A 26,705-nucleotide genomic window follows, 5' to 3' on the forward strand; every position below is an offset into this window, starting at 1 on the left:
ACCGGACGTCCAGCGGCATGGCTGCTAGAGCACAGGGCAGGTTTCACTTCCCTGAGAGCCTCGGCAGGGTGAATCGAGCGGCTATGGTAAAGCCAGGCGTTCGCCGTCGCGGACACCAGACGCAAAGAGAAAGCTGCGCATTGATGACATTAGCAGCAGCAAAGATAGGAGACAAAACTGTGGCATTGACTATTCAGGAAACTGCATGCTCTGACGGTGCGCAGCCGCGATCCATTCGCGGCTATGCATGGGTCATTTTTGCGCTGACATTCGGACTGCTTTTGTCCGACTATATGTCGCGGCAGGTGCTCAACGCCGTTTTTCCGCAAATAAAGGCGGAATGGGGCCTGTCCGACATTCAGCTCGGGGCGCTCAGCGGCATTGTCTCGCTGGCTGTTGGCATCCTGGCGTTCCCACTCTCGCTTGCCGCAGACCGATGGGGGCGCGTACGCAGCGTGACCATCATGGCGGCAATTTGGAGCATCGCAACCTTGCTCTGCGGCCTGTCGCACAACTACTTCACGTTGCTGTCGGCGCGCTTTCTGGTCGGGGTCGGCGAAGCCGCTTACGCCAGCGTCGGCATGGCCATTCTCATCAGCATGTTTCCGGCCCGGCACACCTCCACGGTAGCTGGCGCATTTTTCGCGGGCAGCATGGTCGGCTCGGTAATGGGGATCGGGCTCGGCGGTACACTGGCAAGCCAGTTCGGTTGGCGGAGTGCGTTCGTCGGCATGGCGATCTTTGGCATCGCGCTGACCCTGCTCTACATGATGGTGGCCAAGCCGTCGCGGATCGAAGGGGAGAAAGGTCAAGCAACCGGCATTATGCAGACTGAATCGCGGGCAACCGTCCGCGTCAGGCATGTGCTGAGAGACCTGTTCTCCTCCCCGGTGTTGATCTGCGTCTATATCGGCAGCGGGCTGCAGCTATTCATCAACGGTGGCCTGCTTGCCTGGCTGCCCAGTTTCCTGAATCGCGTCTATGACATGCCACTGAGCCGGGCAGGCGGCGTCGCCGCGATCTTTGTCCTTTGCGGCGCATGTGGAATGCCCCTGTGCGGCGCACTCTCCGATCGTCTGGGACGTGGTTCTCCGCGACGGAAAATACTGTTGGCAATCACCTATAACTTGGCCTGTGGAGCATTGCTGTTCACGGCATTTCAGTTTCGTGCCGGCTCAGCTCAACTCACTCTCATTGCATTGGCGATGTTCTTTAGCGCTGGCATTGTTGGCCCGAGCGGTACGATGGTTGCGAATCTTACGCCCAAGGCGATTCACAGTACAGCCATGGCAACGCTCGCCTTTGCCTTCAACATTCTTGGGCTGGCGCCAGGTTCCGTTGTAACGGGAGTATTGGCAGACCGACTGGGCCTGGCGCCCGCCTTGCAGCTATTGCCACTCGCCAGTGTCGCGTCCGCCGTCGTCTTGTTGATTGGCGTGCGTCATCTGCGCGGCGAGCGATGACGCAAGGCTGCGGAAGCTCTTATTGACGCTTGCCAGTTGCAACTTATGAACGGCCGCTCTTCGCCCGAGAACGGCGTTTCGAGCCGAATTTGCGATCGTCTCATTCGGCGTACTCGGTCATCCGATGCACCGACTTCGAATGACTCAAACTTGCCGGGAAGGGACCTCTGCCGTGCGCATCTCCGGCGGCTCTTCCTGTTAGCACTATTGCTTTCCGTGAGGCAGAGGCTGGCCTCCAGCTCGGCATAGAGCGGGCGATTCAGGCGGTTTTGCGGCGGGCGGTTGAGCGTCGCGATGGCGACGCCCTGGCGCAGCTCGTAGAGAACGAGCGCTGCATCGTTGGATTGCGTCATGTTTTCTTCTCCTCGTTTAAACGGTTTCCCAGATTTCGCTGAGCGATGTGCGGTCGGTCAGCGTGCCTGCCACGGTGACCACTCGCCAGCCCTGGCCGATGCGATGGATGTCGAAATGGACCGCGCGGCGTTCAATCTCGGTTTCGTCCTCACGTCGGCGCGACCAGATCACATCGATGGAGCCGGCGTTGCTGTTGTAGCCCTTCACATGGCGATCGAGTGCCACGGTATGCGTGTACTGCTGCGCCTGCAATGGCTCCTGGTCCGAGGTCGAGGATGCGCTTCCGGATATCGGGCTGTGGCGCCTGTGCACCGGTGACGAATGAAAGCTGGATATTCCCTGCGACGAGGTCGTTGATCATCGGCGCTTCACCGCGGTAGGCGTCGTGCGCCATGTCGCCTTCAGGCAGGTCATTGAGCCGGCTCGCGCTGAGGTGAAAGATGGTCCCGCCCCCCCCACGATCCATACGACATCTTGCCCTTGTGCGCCTGCACGTATTTGTGCAGGTCCGCAAGGTTGTTGACGCCGAGATGCGAGTTCACGACAAGCACGAGAGGGGCGTCCGCGACTTTTGCAATCAACGCCAGATCCTTGCCCGGGTTGTATGGCGGCTTCGCATACAGGAACTGGTTGATCATCAGGTTGGAGCTCAGGGCCACGGTCAACGTGTAGCCATCTGGCGCTGCCTTGGCTACGGCATCCACGCCAAGGTTGCCTGCCGCCCCTGTCTTGTTGTCGACAACCACGGGTCGTCCGTGCGCAGTTCTCCGATACTCGCGAGTGCTGGCGCAGTTCTGACAGGACCTGCGCGACAGGATGCAAGTGACCATCGCGCACCCCGAGCTGCCGGACGCGCTCAAGGCGATCGCCGTCAATGCCGTCCTGTCGATCTAGCAGGCCGCCAACGAGGCCGCCGCCGGCGAACTGACCGCCTTGCGGGCTGAAGCGCGGTGGCAGGCGAGCGAGGCGGAAGCGCAGCGTGACCAGGCGCGGGCCGCGGTGGTGGTGGCCGAACAAGAAAAAGCTGTCGTGGAAGCCGAACTTGAGGCGGCCCAGCGAACAAGTGCGGCGCTACAGCGGGAATTGGACGCTGAGCGCTAGGCGCACGGGGCCGCGCGGCGCGTTATGAGGAGGGAACTCGCCAGGTCGAGGCGCCCGAGTGGCAATTGCATGAGTTGCGTACCCAATTCTCGATGGACCCGGAGCGCACCCGCGAGCAGGTCGCAGTGATGCAGGAGCCACCGGCGCCACGGAGCACCGTGCGAGGAGCGCAACTGCTTGGGATGGGCGACGGTAAAGGCGCGCTGAGCTCGGGCCACCGAGAGAGGTCGTGGCCCTGCCACGATGGGCAGACCGATCAGAATTTTGGGTAATCGAATGGAAGGGACTTCCCCGCCCCGAGGCTGCGGCGGAAGCCGCAAGTCGGCATCGAGGTGCCATGATGGCGTGTCGAAATGCCATCACGACCACAGGAGGGGAAGTCCGAAGTCCATTGTTATAGTGGGTATCGATCTGGCCAAAGACGTGTTTGCCGTTCATGGGGTCGATGCGGCAGGCAAAGCCCTTCTAATCAAGCCGAGAGCTACCCGTGAGCAGTTGGCCATGCCCCAACGCACGCGTCGTGATGAGGCATCTGGCACGGGATCGGTGCGTGGGTCGGTCCCGCCGTGCCATTCTCGTGCGCCCGCAGCGTGATGCAACTTCCGTAATCTATGGCATGGATATTGCCTATGCGACACACAGGCCAACGGCGGCCTTGAACCAATCTGGCAAGTCGCGATGACACGCTCCGAAAAGGAGCATCCCGGGCAACGGCGCCCCGAAGCGAAATGGTCACGAACCGGACAACCGGTTTGCAGGCATCTCGCTTCGGGGCGCTTTTTCTTTGCCGGTCAGCGCGGTGCGCGTCTGCGTCGACACTACCTGCAAGGCATGGCATGAACGCTTTCTCTACTCAGTCACCCGAGGCCGAAGTGTCCGCCGAAACCATCGGCGGATTGATCAACCTTTCCGGAAGGCAGCGCATGCTATCGCAACGGATCGTCCTCCAGATATTGCTCGCTTCGCGGGGGGACACTGCCGCGCTCGATATCGCAGGCAAGTGCCTGTCAACGTTCGAGTCGGCGCATTCGGATCTCGTAACGGGCAATGAGCGTTTGCCCGGCGCATTCTCCGGCGCTTTGCAGCAACTGTACTTTGGTAGTCCGCGCGCTGACGCGCGTATCCGTGAATTCATCGCCCAGGTCAGAACGGCGGTAGACGTACCACTGGCCGACACCAGCCGGCGAGCGTCGTCCCTCGACGTGCTGGTGGCGCAGGCCACGCCAGTGCTTGAACTGCTGCAGACCGTCACGCAGGCCTACCAAGAGGAGATGCACCGTTGCGAGGCCGCAGTGCGCAAACGCCACACCGACCTCGTCGAGCGCCTCAGCGGTATTTCGATGCAGGCGAACATCGTCGCAATGAATGCGCGCATCTCGGCGGCACGGGCGGGAGAGTACGGCAGGGAGTTCGCGGTGATCACGCTGGTGCTTGCGGACATCATCAAGGAGATGGATCAGCTGATCCGACACGTCGTCGGCTCGAGCGATGCGTCCAAAGATCCAATCAAAATTTAACGCGGAGACGCCCTTGAAACGTTACCTCTGTTCCTTCTGCTTGATTGCCTGCAGCGTCCTGGCGCTGGCCTTGGCCGGGACCGCTTCGGCCGACACGCTAACGATCAACGCGGCGATCAACAAGGCGGGCCGCCAGCGCATGCTGTCTCAGCGCATGGCCAAGGCTTACTGCCAGGCTGGCCTCGGTGTTGAAGTCGAACGTTCGAAGAAGGTCCTCGAACAGTCCGTGGCGCTCTTTGACAAGCAGCTCATGGAGCTGAAGGCGTTCGCGCCCACGCCGGAGATCAAGGACACCTACGCCAAGCTCGAGCAGACATGGATTCCCTATAAGCAGTTGCTGTCCGGTGGCGATCCGAATCTCGATAGCGCGAAAGCAATCGCAAAAATGAGCGAAGACGTGCTGAAGCTTGCGCAACAGGGAACCCTCCTGCTCGAGAAACATTCTGGCACCATGATGGGTAAGCTGATCAACGTTGCCGGCCGCCAGCGGATGCTCTCTCAGAGAATCGCCAAGATCAGCATGTTCCGCGCCTGGGGCATTACCTCCCCCCAGATGGCGCAGGATCTGGACACGGCTACCAGGGCATTCGCAGCCGCGCAGGAACTCCTCGCCGCGGCACCGCAAAACACAGAGGCAATCCGTCGCGAACTGCAGCTTGCCGGCTCTCAGTGGCTGTTCTTTGAAGAGGCACTCAATCAGACCGGGGTCAGTCGCGCGGAACAGTTGAGAAACATCGCCACGACCAGCGAGCGTATTCTTCAGGTGATGGATGACGTCACCAGCATGTATGAAGGGATGCCCAAGTAACCGGGGGGGGCGCTCGAGTCGCCAACCGAATCAACGGTTCGCGCGAATTCGGGCGGCAGTAGGGTGCGGAGTGAACAGCGCTGCGCTAATTTGTGGCTAGTCTGCTGGGGCGCCAGCTACTCCGTCACGGGGATCACTCTTCCGGTATCTAGTGCGCCAGCACCGCGCCGAGATTGAGTGCATCGGCAACTTTCTTCAATAGCTTGTCGCGCGTCCAGATGGTGATGCCTGGTTGTAGGCGCGCGGACGCCAACAGTGACGTGTCGACATATCCGATTCCGCGATTGAACAAGCCTTCGCGCTCGATCAGATAAAAGGTCTCCTCCGGCGATGCAACTGGCGCGCGCGGCAGATCGAGCAACGCGCCAAGCACGACGTCCCGGTCACGCAGACTACCGAGCGAAATCTCGCCTATCACATATGGATGAGCCAGCACACACCCCTCGGCAAGCAGGCTGATCAGCATAGGGTCAGAAGCGTTGATGTGGTCAATCCAGACCGACGTGTCGACAAGAATCATTCGACGTCCTGCCGGCGACGCGGCGCCCCCTTGATGCCCGGCTGGCTACCGCCAAGATTCGCGAGTCGTTTCGCGGCTTCACGCTGGATCAAGGCCTTTAGTGCTTCGCGCACAAGTGCCGTTTTTTCCTCCAGGCCCGTATAGGCTTGAGCCTTGGCGATCAAGTCGTCATCAAGCGCAATAGTCGTACGCATGGGAACCTCCGTAAGTATCAGCACAAATCACAGCATCATTTGATGCTTATAATAGTGCATTTTGTCATCCAGTAATTGGAGAGCGCGCCAAAACGGGGGCAAACGACCGGACAAGCGCGGAGAGGCCAAGGAGCCACCTCAAATGCGCGCCGGCTCCGGTCGTATGCTGAACGATGGTACCCCCCCTCCATCGCCGGAGATGTAGACCACCGCCTTGCCGCTTAGTCGGCCCCCGGTTTGGCGCGGTATCCAATCCCAGGGGAAAAATGAAGGCTGACCGAGAGTTGACTGACACTGGGCAAGATCTAGTTTTTGCAGCCCGATGGAGGCCGGGCGGAGCCGGAGGCGGCCGGCCGTCAGTTGGTGGTGCTACGTGCCCAATTCTTGACCGAGAGGGAACGGGCGCGCGAGCAGGCCTGCGGTGCTGCTCGGCCTGCGGTGGGCCGAGGTTGCTCTTGTGGGATTTCCTTACCTATTGGTTCGCCACGCCACCTCGATCCGGGGATCTACATTCCCCCATGAAGGGCTATTGCAGACACTGCCAGCACGTCGGAGACTGGGCGTCACTTCACCATCATGAAGCTGACATGGAAGCCACAAAAGAGCAGGGCGACGCCGCCAGGAAAAATGCCATGCGTGCCGAGATGCTTCGCGCGCAGGCGAGGCGGTTCATGAGGTTCGTGGGCGAATGTCTTGCCCAAGAGGGATTCTTGGCCCGCTCCGCGGTGGAAGGCCCAGCGTTACCGGGTGATGAGAGAGAGAGTTTCGAACTCAATACTAGCTTCGGTCGCGTTTATGCTCAGTTCGGCTTTGCGAAGTGGGATGGACACCTCGTGGGGCGGTACCAATTCTCGCGCTTCGTTCTAGGCGCGGATGAGATGATGCGGCTGGTTCCGTTCCACGTGATCCTGATCGAGGATCAGGGGAACGCAACCTTTGCCGAGGATGGTTTCTTCGAATGGAAGATCCCAGATAGTCCGGATGGCAATTACGGCCCGGCGCTCGTCGGCTGTTTGCTCCACGGATTCCAAGAGTCGCTTCCACAGGTAAAGCGACCGCAGTAGAACCGAACCGCCAGAGTACAGCCACCTTCGGGTGGCTTTATTCATCTAGGGTGCCAGCGTGCGCACCAGTCTCGACTTCAGTGGCCAAGGTCTAAATGCGAGAATCCAGACACAGGCCAGAGGCCCAAAAATAGGTATCAGGGCTAGATACTCGTAGCCCGACTCGAAACGAGCCGTCCGGAAAACCTTCCGGAATGGGAAGAACCAGAGCGCTTCGAAGACGAGGAAGCCCAGCAGGGAGATGCTCATAGCGGCCTTATGGTGCAGTGCACATGTTGGAAGCAGTGTACGGCCGGTCTGCGTTCTTTGATCCCCCAATATTGGGGGAGCGTTTGCCCGGACGTAGGTGAATGTACTGTGCGGAGGGTGTACCAGTGGCCGCTGGTGCACCTTCTTCCGCGACGGCAAGACAGTCTGGGACTGCAACGCCAGCTACGCGGCCGCGAATTTCATCTTCGAACCTGCGTCATCGGAGTAGACGGCATGAGCGTCTCACCCAGAATCCCGGCCAAGCCTCGAGCTTGACCCAGCCGGCGATCCGGTTCCGAATACAAGCGCCCCATCAAGTCGGAGTCGGCTAGCAGCCAAGGCCGCGCCGAACGCCACTCGGCCTGACAACGCTGTCGCTCTGCCGTGCCTGTGCCAAGGAGGATTGCGTGCTCAAGAGTCCAAGAATGTCCGCGGCGCCCTTGGACGGGCCGCCAACTAGCTTTTCCAGTGGCCGGTGCTATCTTGTAGTATCGGCGCCCCGGCGAGCTGCGGCGTCGGTTTGCCCACCCACCGCCAGCGACAACGTTCGACGGCAGGAGCGCCTGAGGCAAAAGTCTGGCTACCGGGCAGCGACTATGTAAGGTAAGGAGAAGGTGGATCATGAAGATGCTACTCACAGTCGAATTCCCTCATGAGCCCTTCAACGTTCTCGTCAGGGGCGGGAAGGTGGGCGAGGTCATTGAGCGTATCCTGGAAACGATCAAGCCGGAGGCAGCGTACTTTACCGAGCAAGGCGGAATGCGCTGCGGGGTATTCCTGATCAACGTCGAAAATCCATCTGACGTTCCCGCTTTTGCTGAGCCCTTCTTCCTCAACTTCCAGGCCAACTGCAAGTTCCGCATTGTGATGAGCCAGGAAGACCTGCAAAAGGCTGGTCTGGAGGCGCTAGGGAAGAAGTGGGCGTGATGAGGGGTCGGCGAAATCGGTAATGAACGGCCCCCCGGCCGCCCCGTCCGAGAATGCACCGCTATCTTCCGCATAAGCCCCGGCATGAGCAGGTGAGGTTGGCGAAAGGAAGGGACCGCTACCGCGAACGTCAAGGGCAGCCCATGGGCGAATGTTAATTTCACGATCATGAAACTATGCTGTTGGGCGCGTAGAGACCAACAGCATCGACGATGGGCACTGATACAAAGAGGTCCGGAGGCAAGTCTTCCTGAATGAGGTCGATGCCACGGCGTCAAAATGCGGCTGTCCCCCAATGATCGATCGTGTCAAGCCGGTTAATCTTCGGGCCGCAGGGGCTCCGGGCCAATCGGGCCTCTAGCTCATGCTTGGTTAGAGCAGCGGACTCATAATCCGTTGGTGCCGTGTTCGACTCACGGGAGGCCCACCATTCAAATCAAGGGGTTATCACGTTCTGCGTTGTCGTCCCTTGTCCGTTCTGGCTTCCATCTAACCGCCTGGCGGGCGGGTTCCAACAATGGCAGCCCGGTCGGCACCACGACACAGACACCGTCAAAAGAAAAAAGCCCCCAGCCGCACAGGCTAAGGGCCAAACGTCCAAGAAGAAGTTTGGCGACGCTCGCAAGTCACCCACGTTTAGTATCCGCTAGCCCCGCGCCAGCCCGCAACCTTGGTTCAGCATGGGCACGCGATGCTTGATGTGCTTGTGCGGCGCCTTGGGAAAGCCACAACCACGCAAAGTTACAGCGAACCGCAGCTCCTCCCGAAAGGAGGGGAGTCTCAGTACGTACCCATATAGTCACGCTTGCCAATTTCCACACCGTTATGGCGCAGGATCGCGTACGTGGTGGTGACATGGAAGTAGAACTGGGGAAGCCCGTAACTCAGCAGGTACGACTGGCCAGTGAATTTCTTCTCTTTCGGCGTGCCCGGGCGCGTAACGATTTGGCGCTCCTCGTTGCCATCGATCTGTGCCGACGTGAAGCTTTCGATGAAAGCCAGAGTTCTGCTGATAAGCGCTTGCAAATCCGCGAAAGTCTGTTCGGTGTCCTCGTACTTGGGAACTTCCACACCGGCAAGACGTGCAGACACGCCCCTGGCGAAATCGGCGGCAATCTGCACTTGGCGGATCAAGGGCAACATATCAGGAAACAGGCGGGCTTGCAGTATTGCGCTTGGATCGATGTTCTTCGCAACAGCATGCTCTTCCGTCTTGGCCAGAATAGCGCTAACGCTGTTCAGCATTTGCTTGAAGAGCGGAACAGAGGTGGCGTACAGGGAAATGGCCATGGAACTTCCTTTAGTTGAATGTGACTCAATTATAGACAGGAACCGACGGGCCCTACTTGTGTCGACTCGCCACACATCCTGATTGCCGAGAGGAAGAACGCTCGGCAAGGGTGGTTTATTCCCGCCTGCGCTGCGGTCCCGCAGACGTGGGCTACAGCAATGTGGCGGTGGCGCCAGTACGCACGACAGGCGGGCCGCCTGTCGTGCGGAGATCGAAACGAAAGGATCTGTCGCAATAAGGAGGTTAATGCGAGTTGGATCGATGCGCTGAGGACCACTTACATCGTCAACGAGTAGAACTGGTCCGCAGCATAGCTAAAGCAGAGGCCGTTGTTACCTCCAGCCACGCACCGATTCACTTAACATAACCTTTAGTGGCGAATTTCATCTGTGGCGGCAAGGTTGTAATGTCCGCTTGAGGCGCCTGTCCATGGTATTCACCCCGCCCGCAATTCCGCCCGCACCGAATGCGCGCGCCGATGCGCGCCCGGCGTCTGGCCCGTATGGCGGCGCACTAGGTTGCGGAAGGCGGACATATCCTGGTAGCCGCATTGTTCGGCAATGGCGGTCAGGCTGAGCGTGGAGACTTCTAGCAGATGGCAGGCGCGTTCAGCCCGCAAACGGTGCAGGAACTGCAGCGGCGACATGCCCACAGTCTTCATGAAATGCCGCAGCAGCGTGCGTTCGCTGGTGGACGCCACCGCTGCCAGCCGGGGTAGGTCATACGGCTCGGCCAGATGCTGCTGCAGGTAGCGGCGCGCGCGCAGGGCCACGCTGAGGCGCGGGGCATCGCCAGTCTTCAGCCAGATGTTGACTGCCTCGCCGCGCTCGGGCTGGTCCAGCAGGGCGTTGCCCAGCGTGCGGGCCAGGGCGTTACCGGCGGTATGCGCCACCGCCTGCCGCAACAGCGCATGCATGCGATCCAGCGCGCGGGAACTGAGCAGGTTGCCGCTCTTGACCACTGGCTGGTCGGCCTGCAACCGTCGCGCGGGTTCGCACTGCCGCATCCAGTTGGCAATCAGCCACGGCACCGCTAGCTTGCGCTGCGCCGGCAAATCCATGGCTACCAGAAGTGCCACTGCCGTGAACGGCGCCACCACCAGCGCGCCGCGCCTAGCAACTGCTGCAATGGCGGTGCGTTCGCGGTCCAATAGCGACAGCATATGTTCAAGCCCGGCGATGTGATCAAACAACGGTGGCGCGATCACCACCATGGCGTCCCTGCCTGCGCCGGCCAGTTCTTCCAGCGGCACGCACGGGCAGCGCAGCACGCTGGCCAGCGCCTGCCAGCGTTGCGGCTCGGCTACCGCCAGCCGCCAGCGAAAAGGCGCCGCCGTGCCGCGCCGCCGGCTTTGCATAGAGGCCAGGGTGTTGGCAATGTCCAGCATGTCGACCGCGGTGGAAAGGGCGGAGACAACGGCCGAGGGGTAGCACAGTAGATAGACGTCCGACATGGCGCGGTGGATTGTAATTGGGAAAGTGCCTACCCGATGGCGGGAATGCCACCAATTGTGGCGGAATCCGCTCTACCTGTCACGGCCCCGATGCCCGACCATGTCAGCGGCACCATGGCGCGTCGCCTGTTGGCGCGCAACGTTCCATGGGCCCACACACACAAGAACGAGGAGACAACACAATGAAGCAACGCATCGTGCGCGGCGCGACCGCACTTGGCGGCGCCGTGCTGGCGGCCGCCACCCTGGGCGGCTGCGCCACCGCAGGCAGCGACAGCGCCAACTGGAGCGAAGGCGGACTCAACGCCGAGATCCGCCGCACCGCCTATGGCATTCCCCATATCAAGGCAAACGACTACGCCAGCCTGGCCTTTGGCATGGGCTACGCATACGCGCAGGACAACGTCTGCCTGATGGCCGACCAGGTCGTCACGGTCAGCGGCGATCGCTCGCGCGTGTTCGGCCCCGACGAAAGTACCGAAGTGTCATTCAAGCGCATCAAGAACAGCGAATCCGACCCATTCTTCCGTGCCATCATCGATGACGACGCCCTGCGCGCCGGCTACGCGCAGGCCTCGCCAGAGGCGCGCGAACTGCTGCGCGGCTATATCGCCGGCTACAACCGCTACCTGCGCGATACCCCGCCCGCCCAACGCCCGGCTGGCTGCCGCAACGCTGACTGGGTGCGGCCCGTTACCGCCATCGACATGTTCCGCCTGGCCGAGGAGAAGAGCATCCAAGCCAGCGCCGGCGCGCTGGCAGCGGGCATTGTCGCCGCCGTGCCGCCCAGGGCTGCGGGCAGTGCCAAGACCGTGCAGCAGGCGGGGGCGGTGGACGTAGCCAACATCGACTTCGAAGCCGTCAACAACGACCTGCAGCTGCTGGACCCGCCGATCGGCAGCAACGGCTGGGCCTTTGGCAAGGAAGCCACCACGAATGGGCGCGGCCTGCTGCTGGGAAATCCGCATTTTCCGTGGACCACCACCAATCGTTTTTTTGAAGCGCACCTGACCGTACCGGGCAAGCTGGACGTCATGGGCGCGTCCATTGCATCGTTCCCCATCATCAGCATCGGCTTCAACAAGGACGTGGCCTGGACGCACACCGTGTCCACCGCCCGCCGTTTCACGCTGTATGAACTGAAACTGGCCGAAGGCGACCCCACCACCTACCTGGTGGACGGCGCGCCGCGCAAGATGACCCCACGCACCGTCAGTTATGCGGCAAAACTGCCCGACGGCCGTACCGAGCAGCGCTCGCACACCTTCTACATGACCGAGTACGGCCCGGTGCTGTCCATGCCATCGGCCGGCCTGCCGTGGTCCGCGCAAAAAGCCTACACGCTGCGCGACGCCAACCGCAACAACACGCGCTCGGTCGACACCTGGCTGGATATCGGCCGCGCGCGCGACGTGGCTGGCATCCGCACCGCCATTGGCCGCCTGGGCATTCCGTGGGTCAACACCATTGCCACCGACCGCGAAGGCCGCGCCATGTTTGCCGACGTATCCGTCGCGCCCAACGTATCGGCCGCCATGCTCAAGCAATGCGCGCCGGCCGGCGACAGCGCCGCGCTGGCCACCAAGCTGATGCAGGGCACCGGCATGGTCCTGCTGGACGGCACGCGGGCTAGCTGCAACTGGACGGTGGACGCGGCATCGCCAGTACCGGGGCTGACGGCCCCCAACGCCATGCCCGTGCTGGTACGCGATGACTATGTCGCCAACAGCAATGACAGCTCGTGGCTGTCTAACCCCAGCCAGAAGCTGACCGGCTTCTCACCAGTGCTGGGTCCCACCGAGGTTGCGCAACGCCTGCGCACACGCGTTGGCCTGATGGAAATCGGCCGCCGCCTCTCGGGCGAGGACGGCCTGCCCGGTAACCGCTTTGACGTGCCCGGCCTGCAGGCCGTGCTGTTCCGCGACCGCAACCTCTCAGGCGAACTCGTGCTGGATGACCTGCTCAATGCCTGCCTCGGCACCAAAGACGCCGACCTGAGCGACGGCTGCGCTGCGCTGCGCAAGTGGGACCGCCACAGCAACCTCGATAGCCGCGCCGCACCGCTGTTCCGCGAGTTTTGGATGCGCGCCAGCAAGATCCCCAAGGTCTACGCCATCGAGTTCAACTCCACCGATCCGGTCAACACCCCACGCGGACTGCGCATGCGCGATGAGTCTGTACGCACCGAGGTCTTCAAGGCACTGAAGGACGCCGTGCAAGCCATGCGCACTGCCGGCTTTGCGCTGGATGCGCCGCTGGGCCAAGTGCAGGCCGCCACGGCGCCGACTGGACGCATCGCCCTGCACGGCGGTGAGGAATACGAAGGCGTGCTCAACAAGTTGCAAAGCACCCCGGTGTCGGACAAGGGGCTGCAGGTCTACTTTGGGACCAGCTACGTGCAGACCGTAGGCTTTGACGAGCAAGGGCCGGTCGCCGAGGCGCTGCTGGTGTACGGCCAGTCTGTAGATCAGCAGTCTGCGCATGCCTTTGACCAGATGGCGGAGTATTCCGCCAAGCGGTGGGTGCGGCTGCCGTTCAGCGAGCAGGCAATTGCGGCGGACCCACAGTTGAAGGTAACGCAGCTGAGCCAGTAACCCGGCGGCGTTGGAAGCGGGGCCGCCGGCCCCGCGCCGCCAGGTGTTTCCGCACCAGCAAAAGGTGGGCGCTTCTGACGGTAAAAGCGACGGTAAGGGCCTATGCCGGTCACCGTGTGCCGCTGGAGCCGTTCACCGTCCATGACCTACGCCATACCGGATCGACGCTGCTCAACCGCGATTGGATCGAGAAGTGCCTGGCGCACGAGGAGGGACGTTCGTCGCGCTCGGTCTACAACAAGGCCGAGTACGCAGATCAGCGGCGCCACATGCTGCAGGAGCGGGCCGACATGGTCGATGCCTGGATCGATGGTCGGACACTCGTGCGACGCTGATGCCCGAGAACGTGTCGGTGCCGGTGCTATCCCATCCACACGAACATCCACACCGGCACGTTGCATATTGGAATCAGCATCCGCTGGGGCCCAAAACGCTACAAGAAATGGCGACGTCCATAGGACTTGCGCCTCTCACTTGGCGTCACCGAATCGCTCGCCACTGTCGGTGGGGAGGGCGCCTGCGGCAGCAGGAATAGAGCGAGGACCAGCAGGCAGCAGTGCGAGCAGGTACACGAAAAATGGCTTGCTTTGCGGAGGCTCGGGCGGACGCATATTCTGTCCGCAGATCGACTTACGGCTATCCGCCTTTTCGGGAAGAAGGGCTGGCTCGAAGGGCGACTCAGCGATCCGCGCTGCGTGCCAGCGACTCACGACGAACAACCGACGGTGGCTTCCCGAACCAGCGCTGACAGGCTCGGGTCAGCACGGACTGGTCCGCGAAGTCCAGCAACTGCGCCACCTGCGAAAGGCCGATGTCCGCTTGCGCGAGCAGTTGGCCAGCAAGTTCGCATCGCGCAGTGTCCTTCAGGATCTCGAAGGTCTGCCCGTCCTCCTGGAGCCGTCGTTGCAGGGTGCGCGGATGCAGGCGCAGCACGCGCGCGACGACCACGAGGTTGACCGGTCCCAGCCTCATCTGGGTGCGCAAGGTCTGGAGCACATGGTCGGTCAGCGAAGCCTTTACCCGCGGCGCCGCCGCGACGAGGTAGCGCTCGACGAAGGCCTGGAGCTGATCGTTCTGTCGGGGAAGCTGTCTGCGCCACGCGACCGATTCCACCAGGATGCCGTCGAACGTTGACCGGAAGCAGGGGACCAGCCCCAAGTGTTCCAGGTACTGGCGCTTGCTGCCCGCCGGCGCGTGGCGGAAGTGAACCTCCGCGGGGCCTACCTCTCCGTCCGACAGTATGCGAACTACCTTGCAGATGTGACTCACTGCGTGCTCGGTTGCCTGGGGCAGCAGCGGCAGGTCCGGCAGCAGAAAGCGCAATCCGACCTGCTCGTGCGACGATCCGTGGGCCTCGCGCACCTCAACGGCAATACCCGGCGCATGGTAGTGCATGTGCCGGCCTGCCATCAGAATGCCGTCCCGAACGCTGCGGGCCGACTGGATGGCCAGCCACAGCACCCCCAGAAAGCTGGGGTCTTTCGCATCGGAAAGGCGCAGTCCGAAGTCGGGCAAGCCCAACTCCATGGCACCGATCTCGATGGCCTGCAGCACGTTTCGATAGGGCAGGTACCGATCCGGGTCATTGAGCGAGCTTACGTCGAGGCCTGCTTTGGCGAGCAACGCGTGCGGATCTCCGCCGAGCGACTGTACCAGGGACGAGTAACGCTCCAATGCCGCGGCGCGAACGAGGTTGTGATGAATCGTCATCCACGAAGTGTCGCATGGGATCAAAGAATTGTCACATAGGCCTCAAAAGGCCCGCCCTAGGAAGGACTTGAAATGAGCGCTGGCACGACCGCCGCGCACAAGCCCCTCATCGCCCTCTCGCGGCGTTTCCCCGACGCCTCGCTGGCGATCCTGCGCGAACTCGGCGAGGTCCGTATGCCCGCCGAGCGCGAGGAAGGCGGCGACCTGGCCCCGCTGTTCGAGCATGCCGATTGCGTGCTCGCCATCCCCGGCGATCGCATCGATGCCACGCTGCTCGCGGCGTGCACGCGGCTGCGGTTCGTCATCACGATCAGCGCGGGCTTTGACCACATCGACCTGCAGGCCTGCACCGCGCGCGGTATCCGGGTGGCCCACACGCCCGGCGCGGTGTGCGCCGCCACTGCCGACATGGCCTTCGGCTTGCTGCTTGCAGCTTCGCGCCGCATCGTGGAGGCCGACGCTTTCGTGCGTGCCGGCCGCTGGGTCGGACAACTCTCGCCGCTGCCCGGCCAGGACGTTCACCACAGGCGCATGGGCATCATCGGCCTCGGCCGCATCGGGGCGCTGCTGGCCCGGCGCGCCCGGGGCTTCGACATGAACGTGTGCTACCACAGCCGGCGCCGCGTGAGCGAGCAGGAGGAAGCAGCGCTCGGCGTGTGCTGGCTGCCGCTTGACGAGTTGCTCGCCCAAAGCGACGCGGTGATGGTGCAGGTGCCCTATGGACCTGCCACGCACCACCTCGTCGGCACTCGCGAGCTGTCGTTGATGAAAAAGACCGCCGTGCTGGTCAACACCGCACGCGGCGGCGTCGTCGACGACGCCTCCCTGGCCGCCGCCCTGCGCGAGGGCCGCATTGCCGCCGCCGGCGGCTCGACGTGACCGAGGGGGAGCCGAAGGTGCACCCCGAATTACTGACGTTACCCAACGTCGTGCTGACACCTCACCTCGGCGCGGCCACGCACGAGACACACCAGCAAATGGCGCGGGAGGCTTTCCAGAACCTGGTTGGCGCGCTGCGCGGCGCGCCGTTGGCCAATTGCCTCAACCCCGAGGCACAGGCGCCGGCTCAATCCTGACTTTTACTGCTCATCAACTATTTGGACCCAGCATGAACATCCCTTCGCTCCAAGCCCACACCAGCCCCGAAGAGTGGCAACTGCGCGTCGAACTCGCCGCGCTCTACCGCGCGACAGCGCTCTACGGCTGGACGGACCTGGTCGTCACCCACATCAGTGCGCGGGTTCCAGGCAAGGACCATCACTTTCTAATCAATCCCTACGGGCTGATGTTCGACGAGATCACCGCGTCGTCGCTGATCAAGGTGGATGCGCAATGCAACAAACTCCACGAGTCGCCGTTCCCGGTCAACCCCGCCGGGTTCACGACCCGCGCCGGCGTCGCAGTGAGCGCACAGCGCGAAGGCCTGCTGCCGATCTCCCAGCAATCCACGCTGGTGCTGCACAGCCTTGGGTACCACGACTATGAAGGCATTGCGCTGCGCCCCGACGAGCAGCCCAGGCTCCAGGCCGATCTGGGCGACAACAACTATCTCATCCTGCGCAACCACGGCTTGCTGACGGTAGGCGCTAGCGTGGCGGAGACATTCGTGTCCATGTACTTCCTCGAGACCTGCTGCCAGATCCAGATCTCGGCACAGGCCGGCGGCGAGCTGATTCGCGTTGACCCGAACATTCAGCGCAACGTACGGGAAGTGGTCCGCACGGGAACCTCCGGGCAGGGTGCGCAGATCGCCTGGCCGGCAGTGCTGCGCAAGCTGGACCGGATCGACCCCAGCTACAAGAACTGAGCATTTGCATGGAATGGAGACAACGATGCGCAGACAACGATGAGCGCGAACCCCACTCAAAGCCCGCTGAGCCGCTTCACGCGGTTAGACCAAAGCACCACCCCAACGTGGCCGCGACGCTGCTGCAGCCGTTCGTGAGCGAGGAAAACCACTGGACGGTCAGTGAAACGCTGCCCATCAGCGAGTTCGAGCCAATGGTGCGCCACGTGTTCGCCCGGCCGCGTAACGGTGTCTACAAAGCAGCAATGGACAAAAACCAGGCCGCTCGATAACGCAGGGCCCAGCTACATAACGATAACCAGGAGACACTCATGCAAGAAAGCGGGCTGTCCACGATCGCACTCCCGGTGGCCTTGGCCATCATTATGCTGGGCTTGGGCCTGCACCTGCGCCTTGAAGACTTCAAGCGCATCCTCGTCCAGCCCAAGGCCATCGCCATGGGACTGCTGGCGCAAGTGCTGTTGCTGCCCGCACTGTGCTTTTTCATCTGCAAGGCCTTCGGCGTTTCGGCCGAACTGTCGGTGGGCCTGATGCTGCTGGCCGCATCGCCAGGCGGCACCACGGCCAACCTGTTCTCGCACCTGTTCAAGGGCGACGTTGCGTTGAACATCTCGCTAACCGCCATCAACAGCGTGCTGGCCATCGTGACGATTCCGACCATCGTCAACTTCGCCCTCAGCCAGTTCATGGGCGGTCAGGCCTATATCCCGCTGCAGTTCCAGAAGACGATGGAAGTCATCGCGCTGGTGCTCGCGCCGGTGGCCATCGGCATGTTCATCCATGCGAAGCTGCCGAGCTTCTCGAAAACGATGGACAAGCCGGTCAAGATCGCGTCGTCGCTGATTCTGGTGCTGCTGATCGTGTCAATCGTGGTGAAGGAATGGGTCGTGATCTCCACCAACTTCCAGATCGTGGGCGCGGCGTGCCTGGTCTTCAACCTGGCGAGCCTGCTGGTCGGCTACCTTATCGGCAAGACCGTCCGCCTGACCGAAGGGCAGAACCGCGCTATCGCGTTCGAGATTGGCGTCCACAACGGCGCGCTGGCAATCTACCTGGCGCTGGTCGTGCTCAAGAACGGCACGATGTCGCTCCCGGCCGCGATCTACAGCCTGTTGATGTATTTCACCGCGGCGACGTTCGGCTGGTGGGTGGTGCGTAAGGGCGCCGGTAGCGCAGTGGCCGCGAAGTGCGCTTCTCCGGCAAGTCAAAAGTGAAGATCGCACGGCTATCAGAAAATGACAAAATTCTGACGTGATGTAGCAACGGGATTGTGGGCGTTATGGGCATGCTTTGGCAACGCGGCAAGGCATCTACCTGGCCATCACCCAAACAGGAGACTGAAAACAACATGAAGCAAAAACCGTGGCTCGCCAGCTATGGCGCCATTCCGCACGAGATCAATCCCGACGCCTGCCCATCGCTAGTGGAGCTGTTCGACGAAGGCATGCGCGAGCATGCCGCGCGCCCCGCGTTTACCTGCCTCGGGCGCACGCTGACCTATCGCGATGTCGATCAGCAGTCGCGGGCACTGGCGGCCTACCTGCAGTCGGAGTCAGGGGTGCGCAAGGGCGACCGCGTCGCCGTGATGTTGCCGAACCTGATCGCGTTCCCGATCGCTCTGATCGCGATCGCGCGGTTAGGCGCGATCCAGGTCAACGTCAACCCGCTCTATACGGCGCGCGAACTGGAGCATCAGCTCAGTGATGCCGGGGCGGAGACCATCATCGTGTTCGGTGGCGGTGCGGCCACGGTGGCGGAAGTGATGCCGCGCACGGCGATCCGGCAAGTCATTCTCGTCGGTGCAGCCGAGCAGGGCGGCATCGACGGCGCAGTCGGATTCGAAGCAGCGCTGGCGCAAGGCGCGAAGCTGCCGCTGGAGCGTGTGGCAGTGACCGGCGACGACCTGATCTTCCTGCAGTACACGGGTGGAACCACTGGCCTGTCCAAGGGCGCGGCGCTCTCGCACCGCAACCTGATCGCGAACGTCATGCAGTTCAAGGCGATCTCGCCGGACAACCTTGTCCCGGGTGGCGAAGTCGTGGTGACGGCAATTCCGCTGTACCACATCTTCGCGCTAACGGTGAACTTCCTCACTTGCTTTTCGATCGGCGCCCACAACTGGCTCGTGCCCAATCCGCGCGACATGGATGCCTTCATTGACGTCCTCAAGGCCGCGCGCTGCACGGTCGGCTGACGGCATACAAGGTGCCGAAGCTGATCGAATTTGTCGACAGCCTGCCCAAGTCCACTGTCGGCAAGGTGTTGCGCCGCGAACTGCGGAACTGACGTCGAGCCGATGAAGTATCGGATGGCCCTCTGACAGGTTTCCAGTCCGCGACGTCCGGGGCCCGCGAAAGGCAATCCCCGATGGCAAACTTTCGCTTTGACAGAATGGACTCCACGACCGTGAATAGTCTTTGGCTGATATCGATTGCACTGGCCATCGGCACAAGTTCCTCGTCGTAGACAACGAGGCGGCGTGCCGCACATGGGCCAAATGAGATCTGCCCAGCAGCTAACGAGAACCATTGCTGCACAAGTGCATTGCCTTCCGGATCTTCAGGGAGCCAAGAGTAGGTCTTTTGGTTGTCATGGTGTTCGTCCACATCAGATCGCGGCGACGATCTTTCCCCAAGCGTGGGCAAAACGGAGCAAGCCGGTGCCGGCGTGACAGTTCACGTACTCAAAAGACGGCGTCGTACCGAGAACGAAGACTTCATGCCAGGTGACAACGCTGCGTGCGGCCCGATACTTCCGGCGCATCGCGAGCGCGTGCTTGAAGATGTCAAGATGACTCTTGTGTTCAGCAGCCCATCGTTCAAGTTGTCCAAGCGAAAGGAAGTATCCGTGCTTTGACGTTTCCTTCAGCTCGTTGCCCTCTTGATCCACCGCAACCAGTGCACGCAGTGACAAACAGCCTGTCGTTGCGGCATGGTCCTTAAGGTAGGCCATCCCCGTCTCAAGCTTGGGCTGAAGGTTGGTGCAGTAGTCGTCAAGTTGGTCGCCTTCTGCCTTCTCCCAGTACTGGCCAGAGCGAATGTTCACGACGTTGGGCGGAACATCAATCCGGATGCGGGCTCGCGAAGCGCCCAGGAACTCGCCTTGGGGGACTGATTCGCCGTAAGGAGACGCGAGAGGATCGATTGCAGAAATCGGCAGCCGGTCGCGCATCGCACCGAAATAGCCAGCGATATACATGGGCTCCAGTTCGCTGCCCTTTGTGCGAGCGAGCCCGGCCCGATAGTAAGGCTCTGAAAAGATGGTTTCGATGCGGTCATAAGGCACCGTAAGCGTTTCACGCCAGTAGCCTACATTCTCCTTTTCTCGCTCTGGAGAGGCGAGCCAGGTGTTAAATGCATCCTGGTGCTTCCAGATCGCGTACCGTGTAATGTCGGTCCAGTACGCAATGACAATCGAATTGGTAGACCCGGCTTCGTCGCTATGTCGCACCTCATCGAAGCAATCCGGGCCCCAGGCGCTTGCAAAGGCGTCGCGAGTCCTTTTGAAGAATGCGCGTTCCGTACCGAAGTCCGCCGGAGTACGTTGCACTGCGATGTAGTCCGACACAACGGTCGTAAGGGGGGCGTTCCACCCGACGTGGAACTTCGGGGCGGCCGGTGCAAACTCTCCCGGCCGTTGGGCTGGGATCGTGCGGGGATACTCGATATGAAAGCTCATTTTGATTCGCTGGCAGGAAAGAGGGGGTAGCCACTATCGATCGACGGCTGGCCGAAGAGCGTCCCGAGGGTAGATCCGACGATCACAAGGCGCTCGTGCTTCTGCGAGTGCTGAATAGTTGACGATAGTGTTGACATGGTCTTCCTCTGCACAGTCCCAGTGGATATTGGTGACTGAAGTCTAGAAGGCAGGCATTTTCACGTCAAAATTATGCGAGCAAAATTTTCAAGAAACGTACTAAATATATGATTTATAAGAAGAAATATTGTACTATCATGGTGAACGAAAGCGGTTTAAGTAATTCATAAGGCGCTTGATGACAAGCACCTTTCAGGTCGCTTCGGATACTCCGCGTCCTCCACAGAGTGCTCGTGTCGTCTTGGATAGCGGGCTGTGTCTGATTTGACGATGAATCGTCCGAGCCCTTAGTGACTATGGGCCAGGAGCGGCAGTGGGCTTCCGCCAAGTGCGCCGCTTACGGCCGAGATTGCGCGGATCCACTGCCATGTCAGGGCGACGGTCAGAGCGACGGTCAGGGCGGCGGTCGCTGCGGCAGGCGCAATGCACGCATCCACGATGCGTGTTGCCAGAAGAGCGAGCGCTGGCTCGAGTCAAACCTTGGGCTTAGCTTGCACTAACTGGAGCGCTAACGCTCCAGAGTATTTCGAAGAGGCTCATCTGAAAAGCAAAGAACTCCGGGCTTTGGATCGACAGTGCATAGTGTTCGGCACGTGAGGAAATGATGGACACTTTGTCGTCGAATAGATAAGTTGTCACACCCATTTCAAAGTCCTCCGGTGCGCACCGAAGTTCTCGCCGGTCCTTTTTTGACGATCGCCATAAATCCCGAGAATCGCCCGGCCCAGTACGAATGACGCGCATATTGATCCCTGCCTTCGCGCGACGGGCGATAAGATCATTGATGAAGTCAAAGCCTGGGGTACGGAACAGCTCGCTGTTAGACATGATCGCGCTGACTTCCTTCGATTCTTCGATTGACATTCCAGCGTTTCACTCATGACAGTCTTGATGCCCTCCAATCCCGAGAAAAATCGGACTTTCGGTTTTCCTCCAGAGGAATTGTGAATGGAGCGGAGTTGAGGGAGAACTTCCTGAATGATTTGACGCTGAGATTCGATCTTGCGTAACAGCATGATCGGATCCTGTGGAATTACATAAGAGCGTGCGCCTTTCTGGATCGTCGATACGAAGCCAGACGCTACGAGCCTGTCCAGCACTTCGTAGGCGTTAGTTCGCCCGATACCTGCTTTTTGTGCGATTGCAGCAACAGTTGCTTCGCCCAGTTCCAGTGAGGCGAGGTAAAAGTCGGCCTTGTGGCCGTCAATGCCCGCCGCTTGCAGCATTTCAACCATGTTCATGGATCGGATCCTCTTCTAGTCGATGCTCCAGATTTGAGGCGCATGGTACACGTGGCTCGCACGGGGTGCCGAGCCGACCCCAAGAGGGACGACTGCCATTACTGGATCACAAGCTGGACAAAATGTTCACCTACCGTGGAAAGTGGCCCACTACCAGCCGTATTTTAGCTCCACCCCAACGTAGTCCGAATTGCGTCCGCCGATGCTACGAATCGAGTCGCCCACCTGGAAATGCACGGCTTCGACCGCGCCAGTCAGGTGCGCGGTAATGGCCCAGTCAGCACGTAGTTGCAGATAGGCGCCTGTCCATTTGCTGCCTCTTCCGGCCGTACCGGGCACAGGAACATTGGGCTGTTGGTACACGGCGTCCGCCGTAGTCTGACGCCACTGGAATCCGACTGCCCCCAGGATTGTCAGGTTACTCTTCGGTTTGACCCTGATCGATGGCTTGACGTGAAGGATGTTTGCATAGCCCGTATAGCCGGCAAGCGTGAAGTAGTAGCCATTGGGGAACAGGGGATTGAACGTGCCCAGGCTTCCGTCTCCTGGATGCTTGTCACCCGAAGCCCCATCGACCTGCAGCGCCAGGCGCGGTGACCATGGCATGTCAAGCGTGTAGCCGACGATGGAGCCCACGGCCCACGCATTGATGGATTTGTTTCCGACATGACCGGACTGGTACATCGTCTCGACATCCCAATCGATGCGGCCGGCCTTTCCAGAGTAGCGGAGATCGAAAACATTGCGGTGCTCACCGCCCGCCGCATCCAGATAATTGGCGCTGGAGCGGTTATAGGCGGAGTAGTAGCCGGACAGGTCGCCGGGGCCGACATCCTTGCGTTCGAAACGCGCGCCACTAAAGGTCAGGCGACGGTTGGAGACATCGTCGAATACCTCCACATCGCGATACTGAACGGGCTGCGTCAGGTAGCCGATAAAGCGCCACTTTCCGTATTCGTAGTCTGCCCAGACCGCATCGTAAGCCTGCCGTACATTCGGACCATCGCGCACGGAAATGAACCGCTGCAGATCGAACGCCATTTCCTGGCGTCCGACGCGAAACTTGAATGTGCCGGGACCCAACGGGCTGACCCATGCCACGAAGGCCTGCTCCAGGTCCATCGGATTCTTGTCTACGGGCGCGACCGCATCTTTGCCAAACGGCCTCGCATCCTCGATCTGGGCAAAAAACTGCAAATACGGGCCAATACGCGCGTCGGCGCTGATCTGCGCGCGTTGGATGACATAGGTGTCGTTGCGTGCCGTACCGAGTCCGAAGAGCGGCGCATTGTTGACTTCCATGCGCTCCCGCAAGTTCGCACCCAGCGACAGATAGGATTTGGGATCCCCGCCAAGCGGGATGTACTTCAAGCCGTCGAGCGGCTCTCGTGGCACGCATGGATCCGCAAGCACCGACCAATCTTCCTGCCAGCGATTGAAAAGTACCTCGGGGCGCCTGGCGGAACAAGCAGGCACACGCTCTATGCTCGCTTCTTGGGCTTGCTTCGCATACGCATTTCCAGCGCAGGCTAGCGTCAGAACAACACAGTTCATGACCAGGCACGAGAGAGCATTCATTTCGTAGAGGGGGTGGAACAATGCGCGAGCCATGGCGTTCACTCCTGTGTCACTTTTGGGTGCGCGCCAAGTGTTGGTCGCCGCAGGTCGTACTCGTTGCGAAGCTAGCGCCCGGCTGGGCTTGCCGTCCGACTTTGCTCGCTGCCGCCATCCATGAGGGTCTGAGAAGCGGTCACGCCTTGTTGCCGTCTTGACGCATTGAACGTCAGCCACAGGAGCGCGAGGACGGGCAGCAGTAGTGCCCAGAATCCCACATTGGCGTAACCTATTGCGCCGCCCACAGCTCCGCATGCGAACGACGAGACCGCGGGGACAGTTCTCTCCAGGCGTTCGCGCGAGGTGGTTTTCGTGTCGGATGAACTCGCTGGCGACAGCAGTTCGAAAAGGTCCAGCACTATTTGCGTCACGTGTTCCGCCTTGACGGTGTTGGGCACATGCCCCTGCCGCGAGATCAAACGGTCGCGTGCGTTTTGTACTCCCATCGCCGCCGCACCGAGCATCCCGCAAACGATGACCAGTGTGTCGCACGACACTGAGGGTGTCGACGTAGCCAGCTATACACGCGAGCAGGGTGTCATCACGTCTCATCATTCATCTTCCGTAATACGTCGTCCGTCACCGGACCGTTGCATGGATTTCTGCGATGTATCCGCCTGGGAACTGAACCAGCGCAGACTCGCGCTGGTCCGACGTAAACGGCTGCACCAGCACCGCTGCTCCGGCGCCTTTCGCCTTCGCCAGCGTGACGGCGAGATCCTTGACTTCATAGCCGGTCATTTCGTAGCCGAAGGGGTACGGCAAATGCCCGTTGGTCACCAGTATCGTCATCTTGCCGAAGCCGGAGTCGAGTCTCACACGCCTATACGTGCCTGCCGGATTGCCGATCTCAACGCCGGCCGCATGCGGATCATCAGACACGACTTTGCCGCGGGAGAAGGCAACAAAATCACGAATCAACGCATCGGCGCGCTCGGGTGACACATAGACGCGATTCTCCGGGACGGTTTCGAGGGCGTCATACTTGGGTACCTGGGTGTGCCAGTAGAGTTGCATGTTGACGCCGCCAGGCCACGTAATGATGGCGTCGCGGCCGATCGGATCCGGGAACGTCGCAACCTTGACGTCCGCACCGTGCTCCCGGGCGGACCTGACGGCTGCGTCCATGTCTTTTACAAGATAGCCGGTTCGCTCGCTTCCGAAGGGATACGGGACGGGCGTCTTGAAGCCGAACACGGACACCGTGCCAACCGGGGTAAAGACGAGTTGCGACATCGTCTGACTGGGCGTCGGCGTAACCTGGAACACGCCCTGTTGTGACTTGTGGCCCCCAAAGGTTGCCACGAAGCTGTCCGTAAACTTGTCGAAATTTTCCGGCGCCACGTAGACGTGGGTCGTGTCGTACTGGGGGCCAACAGCGAGCGGTGGCGCGCTGGCGGACGCTGCCGACGCAACGGACAGCACAAGAGAAGACACAGCCAGGCCCGCGACGAGCGCCGCCTTGACAACGGCGGAACGAATATTCAGGTTCATTGATGAAATTCCTTCCAGTTTTGGTTGAGGGCGGAATTGCCGGGGAGGGGCGCCGCTCCAGCGAGGATGGTCGCCATGACCAGCGCCGCTATGAGGCCGAGGTGCTCGAAGAATCCATTCAACGCCATAAACCTCGCGTCTCCTGCCAGATTCCAGAAGTCATTGGCCACGAGCATGGCGACCAACGTCAGCACACCCAGCCCACCGGCGCCCAACCACAGCCATCGATTGAAGATTACGCAGACCGAGCCGCCAAGTTCGACAACGATGGTTGCCACGGCCCACAACCCCCCCGGGTGCAATCCGAAGTGTTCCATCTCGAGCGCGGCGGCGTGGAAGCCGAACAGCTTGGTCAGACCACCTATGACGTAGGCGGAGACAAGCATGGCACGGGCCGCAGGCAGCAGCCATGGCTGCGTGAGCAGGGCGGCAACCCAAGGCGGATTGACTTGCGCACGATATTCCATGTCACACCGCCCAGCAGGCACAGCCCAGCGCACCCCAGAACGAGCGCAGGTCGGATGTCGGCGCATTGCTTGCCCAGGAGCGGGCATGGTCGTGCCCATGGACCGCACAGGTTTTTGCACACGCGCAGGACGCTGCGGCCACCTGCTGCAATGCACGTTCGCGCTTGCCGTCCGAGTCCTTCCAGGCGCCGAAGCCACCGAATTTTCGGACGGGAGACCAGTCAGGCATCGCCGGCGGTGGGGCATCGCGGTCAAGATGCTGGAAATCGCCTGCCCCGTAGACAACGCGGCCGCCAACGATCGTCAGGTCCGAGGTCGTGTTCACAATCTCGTCTTCAGGACAGGTGAAGAAGTCGCGGTCCGGAACGATCAGGTCAGCCAATTGACCGGCCATGACTTGACCCTTGGCGCCTTCCTCGTTCGAGAACCATGCCACCTTCTCTGTCCACATGCGCAGCGCGGTATCACGGTCAAGGAGATTCTGTTGCGGATACAGGCGCAGGCCTCCGACGGTCTTGCCTGTCACCAGCCAGGCTAGAGACACCCAGGGGTTGTATGACGCCACGCGCGTCGCGTCGGTCCCGGCCGACGTTCGCACGCCTTTCTCCAGCATCCGCGCAACAGGCGGCGTCGCCTCGGCAGCCTTGGCGCCATATCGTTCGACGAAGTATTCACCTTGGTACGCCATGCGATGCTGCACCGCGATGCCGCCGCCGAGGGCGGCGATACGGTCCATCGATCGCTCCGAGATGGTCTCGGCATGATCGAAGAACCAGTTCAGTCCGCTCAGGGGAATATCGCGATTCACCTTTTCGAACACATCCAGCGCTCTGCTGATGGTTTCATCGTAGGTGTCGATCAGTCCTGGCAACGCGGACCGTCCCTTGAGGTCGATCACGTTCGTTGCCGGTCCTGCCAGAGGCAGGATTTCGGCGTCGCCGCCAATAGCTGAAAATCGTCCGTCGTGGATGGCAACGGCAGTTGCGACTGGCCTCGCCTTGTCAAGCGTGGTAATCCTGCC

25 protein-coding genes, 1 tRNA gene and 4 pseudogenes are annotated in these 26,705 nt (G+C 61.1%); 15 read left to right on the plus strand and 15 right to left on the minus strand.

What is annotated here, in order from left to right; translation table 11 throughout:
• Positions 1-179 precede the first annotated feature (179 nt).
• A complete protein-coding gene (locus OR16_RS19025) occupies positions 180-1,463 on the plus strand; it encodes an MFS transporter (RefSeq protein WP_006159568.1) in 1,284 nt (427 codons plus the stop codon).
• Here OR16_RS19025 and OR16_RS44605 read toward each other — a convergent pair.
• The 3 genes from OR16_RS44605 to OR16_RS19035 form a co-directional block, all read right to left on the minus strand.
• Positions 1,442-1,816, minus strand: coding sequence for a hypothetical protein (locus tag OR16_RS44605; RefSeq protein ID WP_081488826.1), 375 nt, complete (start codon positions 1,814-1,816; stop codon positions 1,442-1,444). The two genes, OR16_RS19025 and OR16_RS44605, sit on opposite strands and share 22 nt — an antisense overlap.
• Before the next feature lie 16 nt (positions 1,817-1,832).
• Positions 1,833-2,069: a hypothetical protein gene (locus tag OR16_RS19030; RefSeq protein WP_006159570.1), complete on the minus strand. Its 237-nt coding sequence runs from the start codon at positions 2,067-2,069 to the stop codon at positions 1,833-1,835.
• A 158-nt stretch (positions 2,070-2,227) separates the two neighbouring features.
• Positions 2,228-2,563: a Bug family tripartite tricarboxylate transporter substrate binding protein gene (locus tag OR16_RS19035; protein ID WP_006159571.1), complete on the minus strand. Its 336-nt coding sequence runs from the start codon at positions 2,561-2,563 to the stop codon at positions 2,228-2,230.
• A 745-nt stretch (positions 2,564-3,308) separates the two neighbouring features.
• On the opposite strand from OR16_RS19035, the pseudogene OR16_RS48295 reads away from it, so the two are divergent.
• The 3 genes and pseudogenes from OR16_RS48295 to OR16_RS19050 all read left to right on the plus strand — a co-directional run.
• Positions 3,309-3,416: pseudogene (locus OR16_RS48295) on the plus strand (IS110 family transposase); the annotation flags it as partial.
• Positions 3,417-3,754: 338 nt separating this feature from the next.
• Entirely contained in the window at positions 3,755-4,435 is a 681-nt protein-coding gene (locus OR16_RS19045; RefSeq protein WP_006159572.1) for a methyl-accepting chemotaxis protein, read from the plus strand.
• Between the two features lie 13 nt (positions 4,436-4,448).
• The gene (locus OR16_RS19050) at positions 4,449-5,243 is read left to right on the plus strand and encodes a type IV pili methyl-accepting chemotaxis transducer N-terminal domain-containing protein (RefSeq protein WP_006159573.1); all 795 of its coding nucleotides are present in this window, start codon (positions 4,449-4,451) and stop codon (positions 5,241-5,243) included.
• Positions 5,244-5,391: 148 nt separating this feature from the next.
• Here OR16_RS19050 and OR16_RS19055 read toward each other — a convergent pair whose 3' ends face one another.
• Together OR16_RS19055 and OR16_RS19060 are read right to left on the minus strand one after the other, a co-directional pair.
• Positions 5,392-5,763, minus strand: coding sequence for a type II toxin-antitoxin system VapC family toxin (locus OR16_RS19055; RefSeq protein ID WP_006159575.1), 372 nt, complete (start codon positions 5,761-5,763; stop codon positions 5,392-5,394).
• Positions 5,760-5,957, minus strand: a complete 198-nt coding sequence (locus OR16_RS19060) for a type II toxin-antitoxin system VapB family antitoxin (protein ID WP_006159576.1) — start codon at positions 5,955-5,957, stop codon at positions 5,760-5,762. Before OR16_RS19060 ends, OR16_RS19055 begins: the two co-directional genes overlap by 4 nt.
• 587 nt (positions 5,958-6,544) lie before the next feature.
• Here OR16_RS19060 and OR16_RS19065 point away from each other — a divergent pair.
• From OR16_RS19065 to OR16_RS19080, 3 genes are all read left to right on the plus strand, one after another.
• The gene (locus OR16_RS19065) at positions 6,545-7,021 is read left to right on the plus strand and encodes a hypothetical protein (RefSeq protein ID WP_006159577.1); all 477 of its coding nucleotides are present in this window, start codon (positions 6,545-6,547) and stop codon (positions 7,019-7,021) included.
• Positions 7,022-7,891: 870 nt separating this feature from the next.
• Positions 7,892-8,197, plus strand: a complete 306-nt coding sequence (locus OR16_RS19075) for a hypothetical protein (protein ID WP_006159579.1) — start codon at positions 7,892-7,894, stop codon at positions 8,195-8,197.
• A gap of 351 nt (positions 8,198-8,548) precedes the next feature.
• Positions 8,549-8,627 (plus strand) — tRNA-Ile (locus tag OR16_RS19080).
• 350 nt (positions 8,628-8,977) lie between these two features.
• Here the strand turns inward: OR16_RS19080 and OR16_RS19085 are convergent.
• Entirely contained in the window at positions 8,978-9,487 is a 510-nt protein-coding gene (locus OR16_RS19085) for a DUF1993 domain-containing protein (RefSeq protein WP_006159580.1), read from the minus strand.
• 437 nt (positions 9,488-9,924) lie between these two features.
• Entirely contained in the window at positions 9,925-10,941 is a 1,017-nt protein-coding gene (locus OR16_RS19090) for a GlxA family transcriptional regulator (protein ID WP_006159581.1), read from the minus strand.
• Positions 10,942-11,123: 182 nt separating this feature from the next.
• Between OR16_RS19090 and OR16_RS19095 the strand changes: the two genes are divergently transcribed.
• Together OR16_RS19095 and OR16_RS19100 are read left to right on the plus strand one after the other, a co-directional pair.
• The gene (locus tag OR16_RS19095) at positions 11,124-13,535 is read left to right on the plus strand and encodes an acylase (RefSeq protein WP_006159582.1); all 2,412 of its coding nucleotides are present in this window, start codon (positions 11,124-11,126) and stop codon (positions 13,533-13,535) included.
• A gap of 116 nt (positions 13,536-13,651) precedes the next feature.
• A pseudogene (locus OR16_RS19100) lies at positions 13,652-13,902 on the plus strand (tyrosine-type recombinase/integrase); the annotation flags it as partial.
• Positions 13,903-14,213: 311 nt separating this feature from the next.
• Here OR16_RS19100 and OR16_RS19105 read toward each other — a convergent pair.
• Complete coding sequence (locus tag OR16_RS19105; protein ID WP_043420326.1) at positions 14,214-15,245, minus strand: AraC family transcriptional regulator; 1,032 nt, start codon at positions 15,243-15,245, stop codon at positions 14,214-14,216.
• A 72-nt stretch (positions 15,246-15,317) separates the two neighbouring features.
• Here OR16_RS19105 and OR16_RS19110 point away from each other — a divergent pair, with 72 nt between their 5' ends.
• The 6 genes and pseudogenes from OR16_RS19110 to OR16_RS19125 form a co-directional block, all read left to right on the plus strand.
• Positions 15,318-16,124 (plus strand): NAD(P)-dependent oxidoreductase, encoded by an 807-nt coding sequence (locus OR16_RS19110; protein WP_006159585.1) that lies wholly within the window; start codon positions 15,318-15,320, stop codon positions 16,122-16,124.
• Positions 16,125-16,141: 17 nt separating this feature from the next.
• Entirely contained in the window at positions 16,142-16,321 is a 180-nt protein-coding gene (locus OR16_RS41525) for a hypothetical protein (RefSeq protein ID WP_141639888.1), read from the plus strand.
• 32 nt (positions 16,322-16,353) lie between these two features.
• Positions 16,354-17,052 carry a class II aldolase/adducin family protein gene (locus tag OR16_RS19115; RefSeq protein ID WP_006159588.1) on the plus strand — a complete coding sequence of 233 codons (699 nt, stop codon included), beginning with the start codon at positions 16,354-16,356 and terminating at the stop codon, positions 17,050-17,052.
• A 107-nt stretch (positions 17,053-17,159) separates the two neighbouring features.
• Positions 17,160-17,324, plus strand: a complete 165-nt coding sequence (locus OR16_RS44120; protein WP_006159589.1) for a hypothetical protein — start codon at positions 17,160-17,162, stop codon at positions 17,322-17,324.
• Positions 17,325-17,363: 39 nt separating this feature from the next.
• Positions 17,364-18,266 (plus strand): bile acid:sodium symporter family protein, encoded by a 903-nt coding sequence (locus tag OR16_RS19120; protein WP_006159590.1) that lies wholly within the window; start codon positions 17,364-17,366, stop codon positions 18,264-18,266.
• 134 nt (positions 18,267-18,400) lie between these two features.
• Positions 18,401-19,240 (plus strand): annotated as a pseudogene (locus OR16_RS19125) (AMP-binding protein); the annotation flags it as partial.
• A 419-nt stretch (positions 19,241-19,659) separates the two neighbouring features.
• On the opposite strand, the gene OR16_RS19130 reads toward OR16_RS19125, so the two are convergent.
• The 7 genes and pseudogenes from OR16_RS19130 to OR16_RS46015 all read right to left on the minus strand — a co-directional run.
• Positions 19,660-20,730: a phenylacetaldoxime dehydratase family protein gene (locus OR16_RS19130; RefSeq protein WP_006159594.1), complete on the minus strand. Its 1,071-nt coding sequence runs from the start codon at positions 20,728-20,730 to the stop codon at positions 19,660-19,662.
• Between the two features lie 773 nt (positions 20,731-21,503).
• Complete coding sequence (locus tag OR16_RS41530) at positions 21,504-22,109, minus strand: TrmB family transcriptional regulator (protein WP_237717117.1); 606 nt, start codon at positions 22,107-22,109, stop codon at positions 21,504-21,506.
• A gap of 150 nt (positions 22,110-22,259) precedes the next feature.
• Positions 22,260-23,720: an alginate export family protein gene (locus tag OR16_RS19140; protein WP_237717118.1), complete on the minus strand. Its 1,461-nt coding sequence runs from the start codon at positions 23,718-23,720 to the stop codon at positions 22,260-22,262.
• Between the two features lie 71 nt (positions 23,721-23,791).
• Positions 23,792-24,220 carry a DUF1275 family protein gene (locus OR16_RS48300; RefSeq protein ID WP_006159597.1) on the minus strand — a complete coding sequence of 143 codons (429 nt, stop codon included), beginning with the start codon at positions 24,218-24,220 and terminating at the stop codon, positions 23,792-23,794.
• 82 nt (positions 24,221-24,302) lie between these two features.
• Positions 24,303-25,217 carry a hypothetical protein gene (locus OR16_RS19145; RefSeq protein ID WP_006159598.1) on the minus strand — a complete coding sequence of 305 codons (915 nt, stop codon included), beginning with the start codon at positions 25,215-25,217 and terminating at the stop codon, positions 24,303-24,305.
• Positions 25,214-25,684 (minus strand): DoxX family protein, encoded by a 471-nt coding sequence (locus tag OR16_RS19150; protein ID WP_006159599.1) that lies wholly within the window; start codon positions 25,682-25,684, stop codon positions 25,214-25,216. Before OR16_RS19150 ends, OR16_RS19145 begins: the two co-directional genes overlap by 4 nt.
• Position 25,685: 1 nt before the next feature.
• Positions 25,686-26,537: pseudogene (locus tag OR16_RS46015) on the minus strand (amidohydrolase family protein); the annotation flags it as partial.
• Positions 26,538-26,705: the final 168 nt, after the last annotated feature.

It is taken from the genome of Cupriavidus basilensis OR16 (assembly GCF_000243095.1).
Lineage (GTDB): Bacteria > Pseudomonadota > Gammaproteobacteria > Burkholderiales > Burkholderiaceae > Cupriavidus > Cupriavidus basilensis_D.

What these genes read in the sequence shown, in the direction of transcription:
- OR16_RS19045 (WP_006159572.1), top strand. Translation starts at nt 3,755, where the DNA reads ATGAACGCTTTCTCTACTCAGTCACCCGAGGCCGAAGTGTCCGCCGAA.
- OR16_RS19105 (WP_043420326.1), bottom strand. Translation starts at nt 15,245, where the DNA reads ATGACGATTCATCACAACCTCGTTCGCGCCGCGGCATTGGAGCGTTAC.
- OR16_RS19110 (WP_006159585.1), top strand. Translation starts at nt 15,318, where the DNA reads ATGAGCGCTGGCACGACCGCCGCGCACAAGCCCCTCATCGCCCTCTCG.
- OR16_RS19095 (WP_006159582.1), top strand. Translation starts at nt 11,124, where the DNA reads ATGAAGCAACGCATCGTGCGCGGCGCGACCGCACTTGGCGGCGCCGTG.
- OR16_RS19085 (WP_006159580.1), bottom strand. Translation starts at nt 9,487, where the DNA reads ATGGCCATTTCCCTGTACGCCACCTCTGTTCCGCTCTTCAAGCAAATG.
- OR16_RS19090 (WP_006159581.1), bottom strand. Translation starts at nt 10,941, where the DNA reads ATGTCGGACGTCTATCTACTGTGCTACCCCTCGGCCGTTGTCTCCGCC.
- OR16_RS41530 (WP_237717117.1), bottom strand. Translation starts at nt 22,109, where the DNA reads ATGAACATGGTTGAAATGCTGCAAGCGGCGGGCATTGACGGCCACAAG.
- OR16_RS19055 (WP_006159575.1), bottom strand. Translation starts at nt 5,763, where the DNA reads ATGATTCTTGTCGACACGTCGGTCTGGATTGACCACATCAACGCTTCT.
- OR16_RS44605 (WP_081488826.1), bottom strand. Translation starts at nt 1,816, where the DNA reads ATGACGCAATCCAACGATGCAGCGCTCGTTCTCTACGAGCTGCGCCAG.
- OR16_RS19060 (WP_006159576.1), bottom strand. Translation starts at nt 5,957, where the DNA reads ATGCGTACGACTATTGCGCTTGATGACGACTTGATCGCCAAGGCTCAA.
- OR16_RS19140 (WP_237717118.1), bottom strand. Translation starts at nt 23,720, where the DNA reads ATGGCTCGCGCATTGTTCCACCCCCTCTACGAAATGAATGCTCTCTCG.
- OR16_RS19150 (WP_006159599.1), bottom strand. Translation starts at nt 25,684, where the DNA reads ATGGAATATCGTGCGCAAGTCAATCCGCCTTGGGTTGCCGCCCTGCTC.
- OR16_RS19115 (WP_006159588.1), top strand. Translation starts at nt 16,354, where the DNA reads ATGAACATCCCTTCGCTCCAAGCCCACACCAGCCCCGAAGAGTGGCAA.
- OR16_RS19120 (WP_006159590.1), top strand. Translation starts at nt 17,364, where the DNA reads ATGCAAGAAAGCGGGCTGTCCACGATCGCACTCCCGGTGGCCTTGGCC.
- OR16_RS19130 (WP_006159594.1), bottom strand. Translation starts at nt 20,730, where the DNA reads ATGAGCTTTCATATCGAGTATCCCCGCACGATCCCAGCCCAACGGCCG.
- OR16_RS19145 (WP_006159598.1), bottom strand. Translation starts at nt 25,217, where the DNA reads ATGAACCTGAATATTCGTTCCGCCGTTGTCAAGGCGGCGCTCGTCGCG.
- OR16_RS19065 (WP_006159577.1), top strand. Translation starts at nt 6,545, where the DNA reads ATGGAAGCCACAAAAGAGCAGGGCGACGCCGCCAGGAAAAATGCCATG.
- OR16_RS19075 (WP_006159579.1), top strand. Translation starts at nt 7,892, where the DNA reads ATGAAGATGCTACTCACAGTCGAATTCCCTCATGAGCCCTTCAACGTT.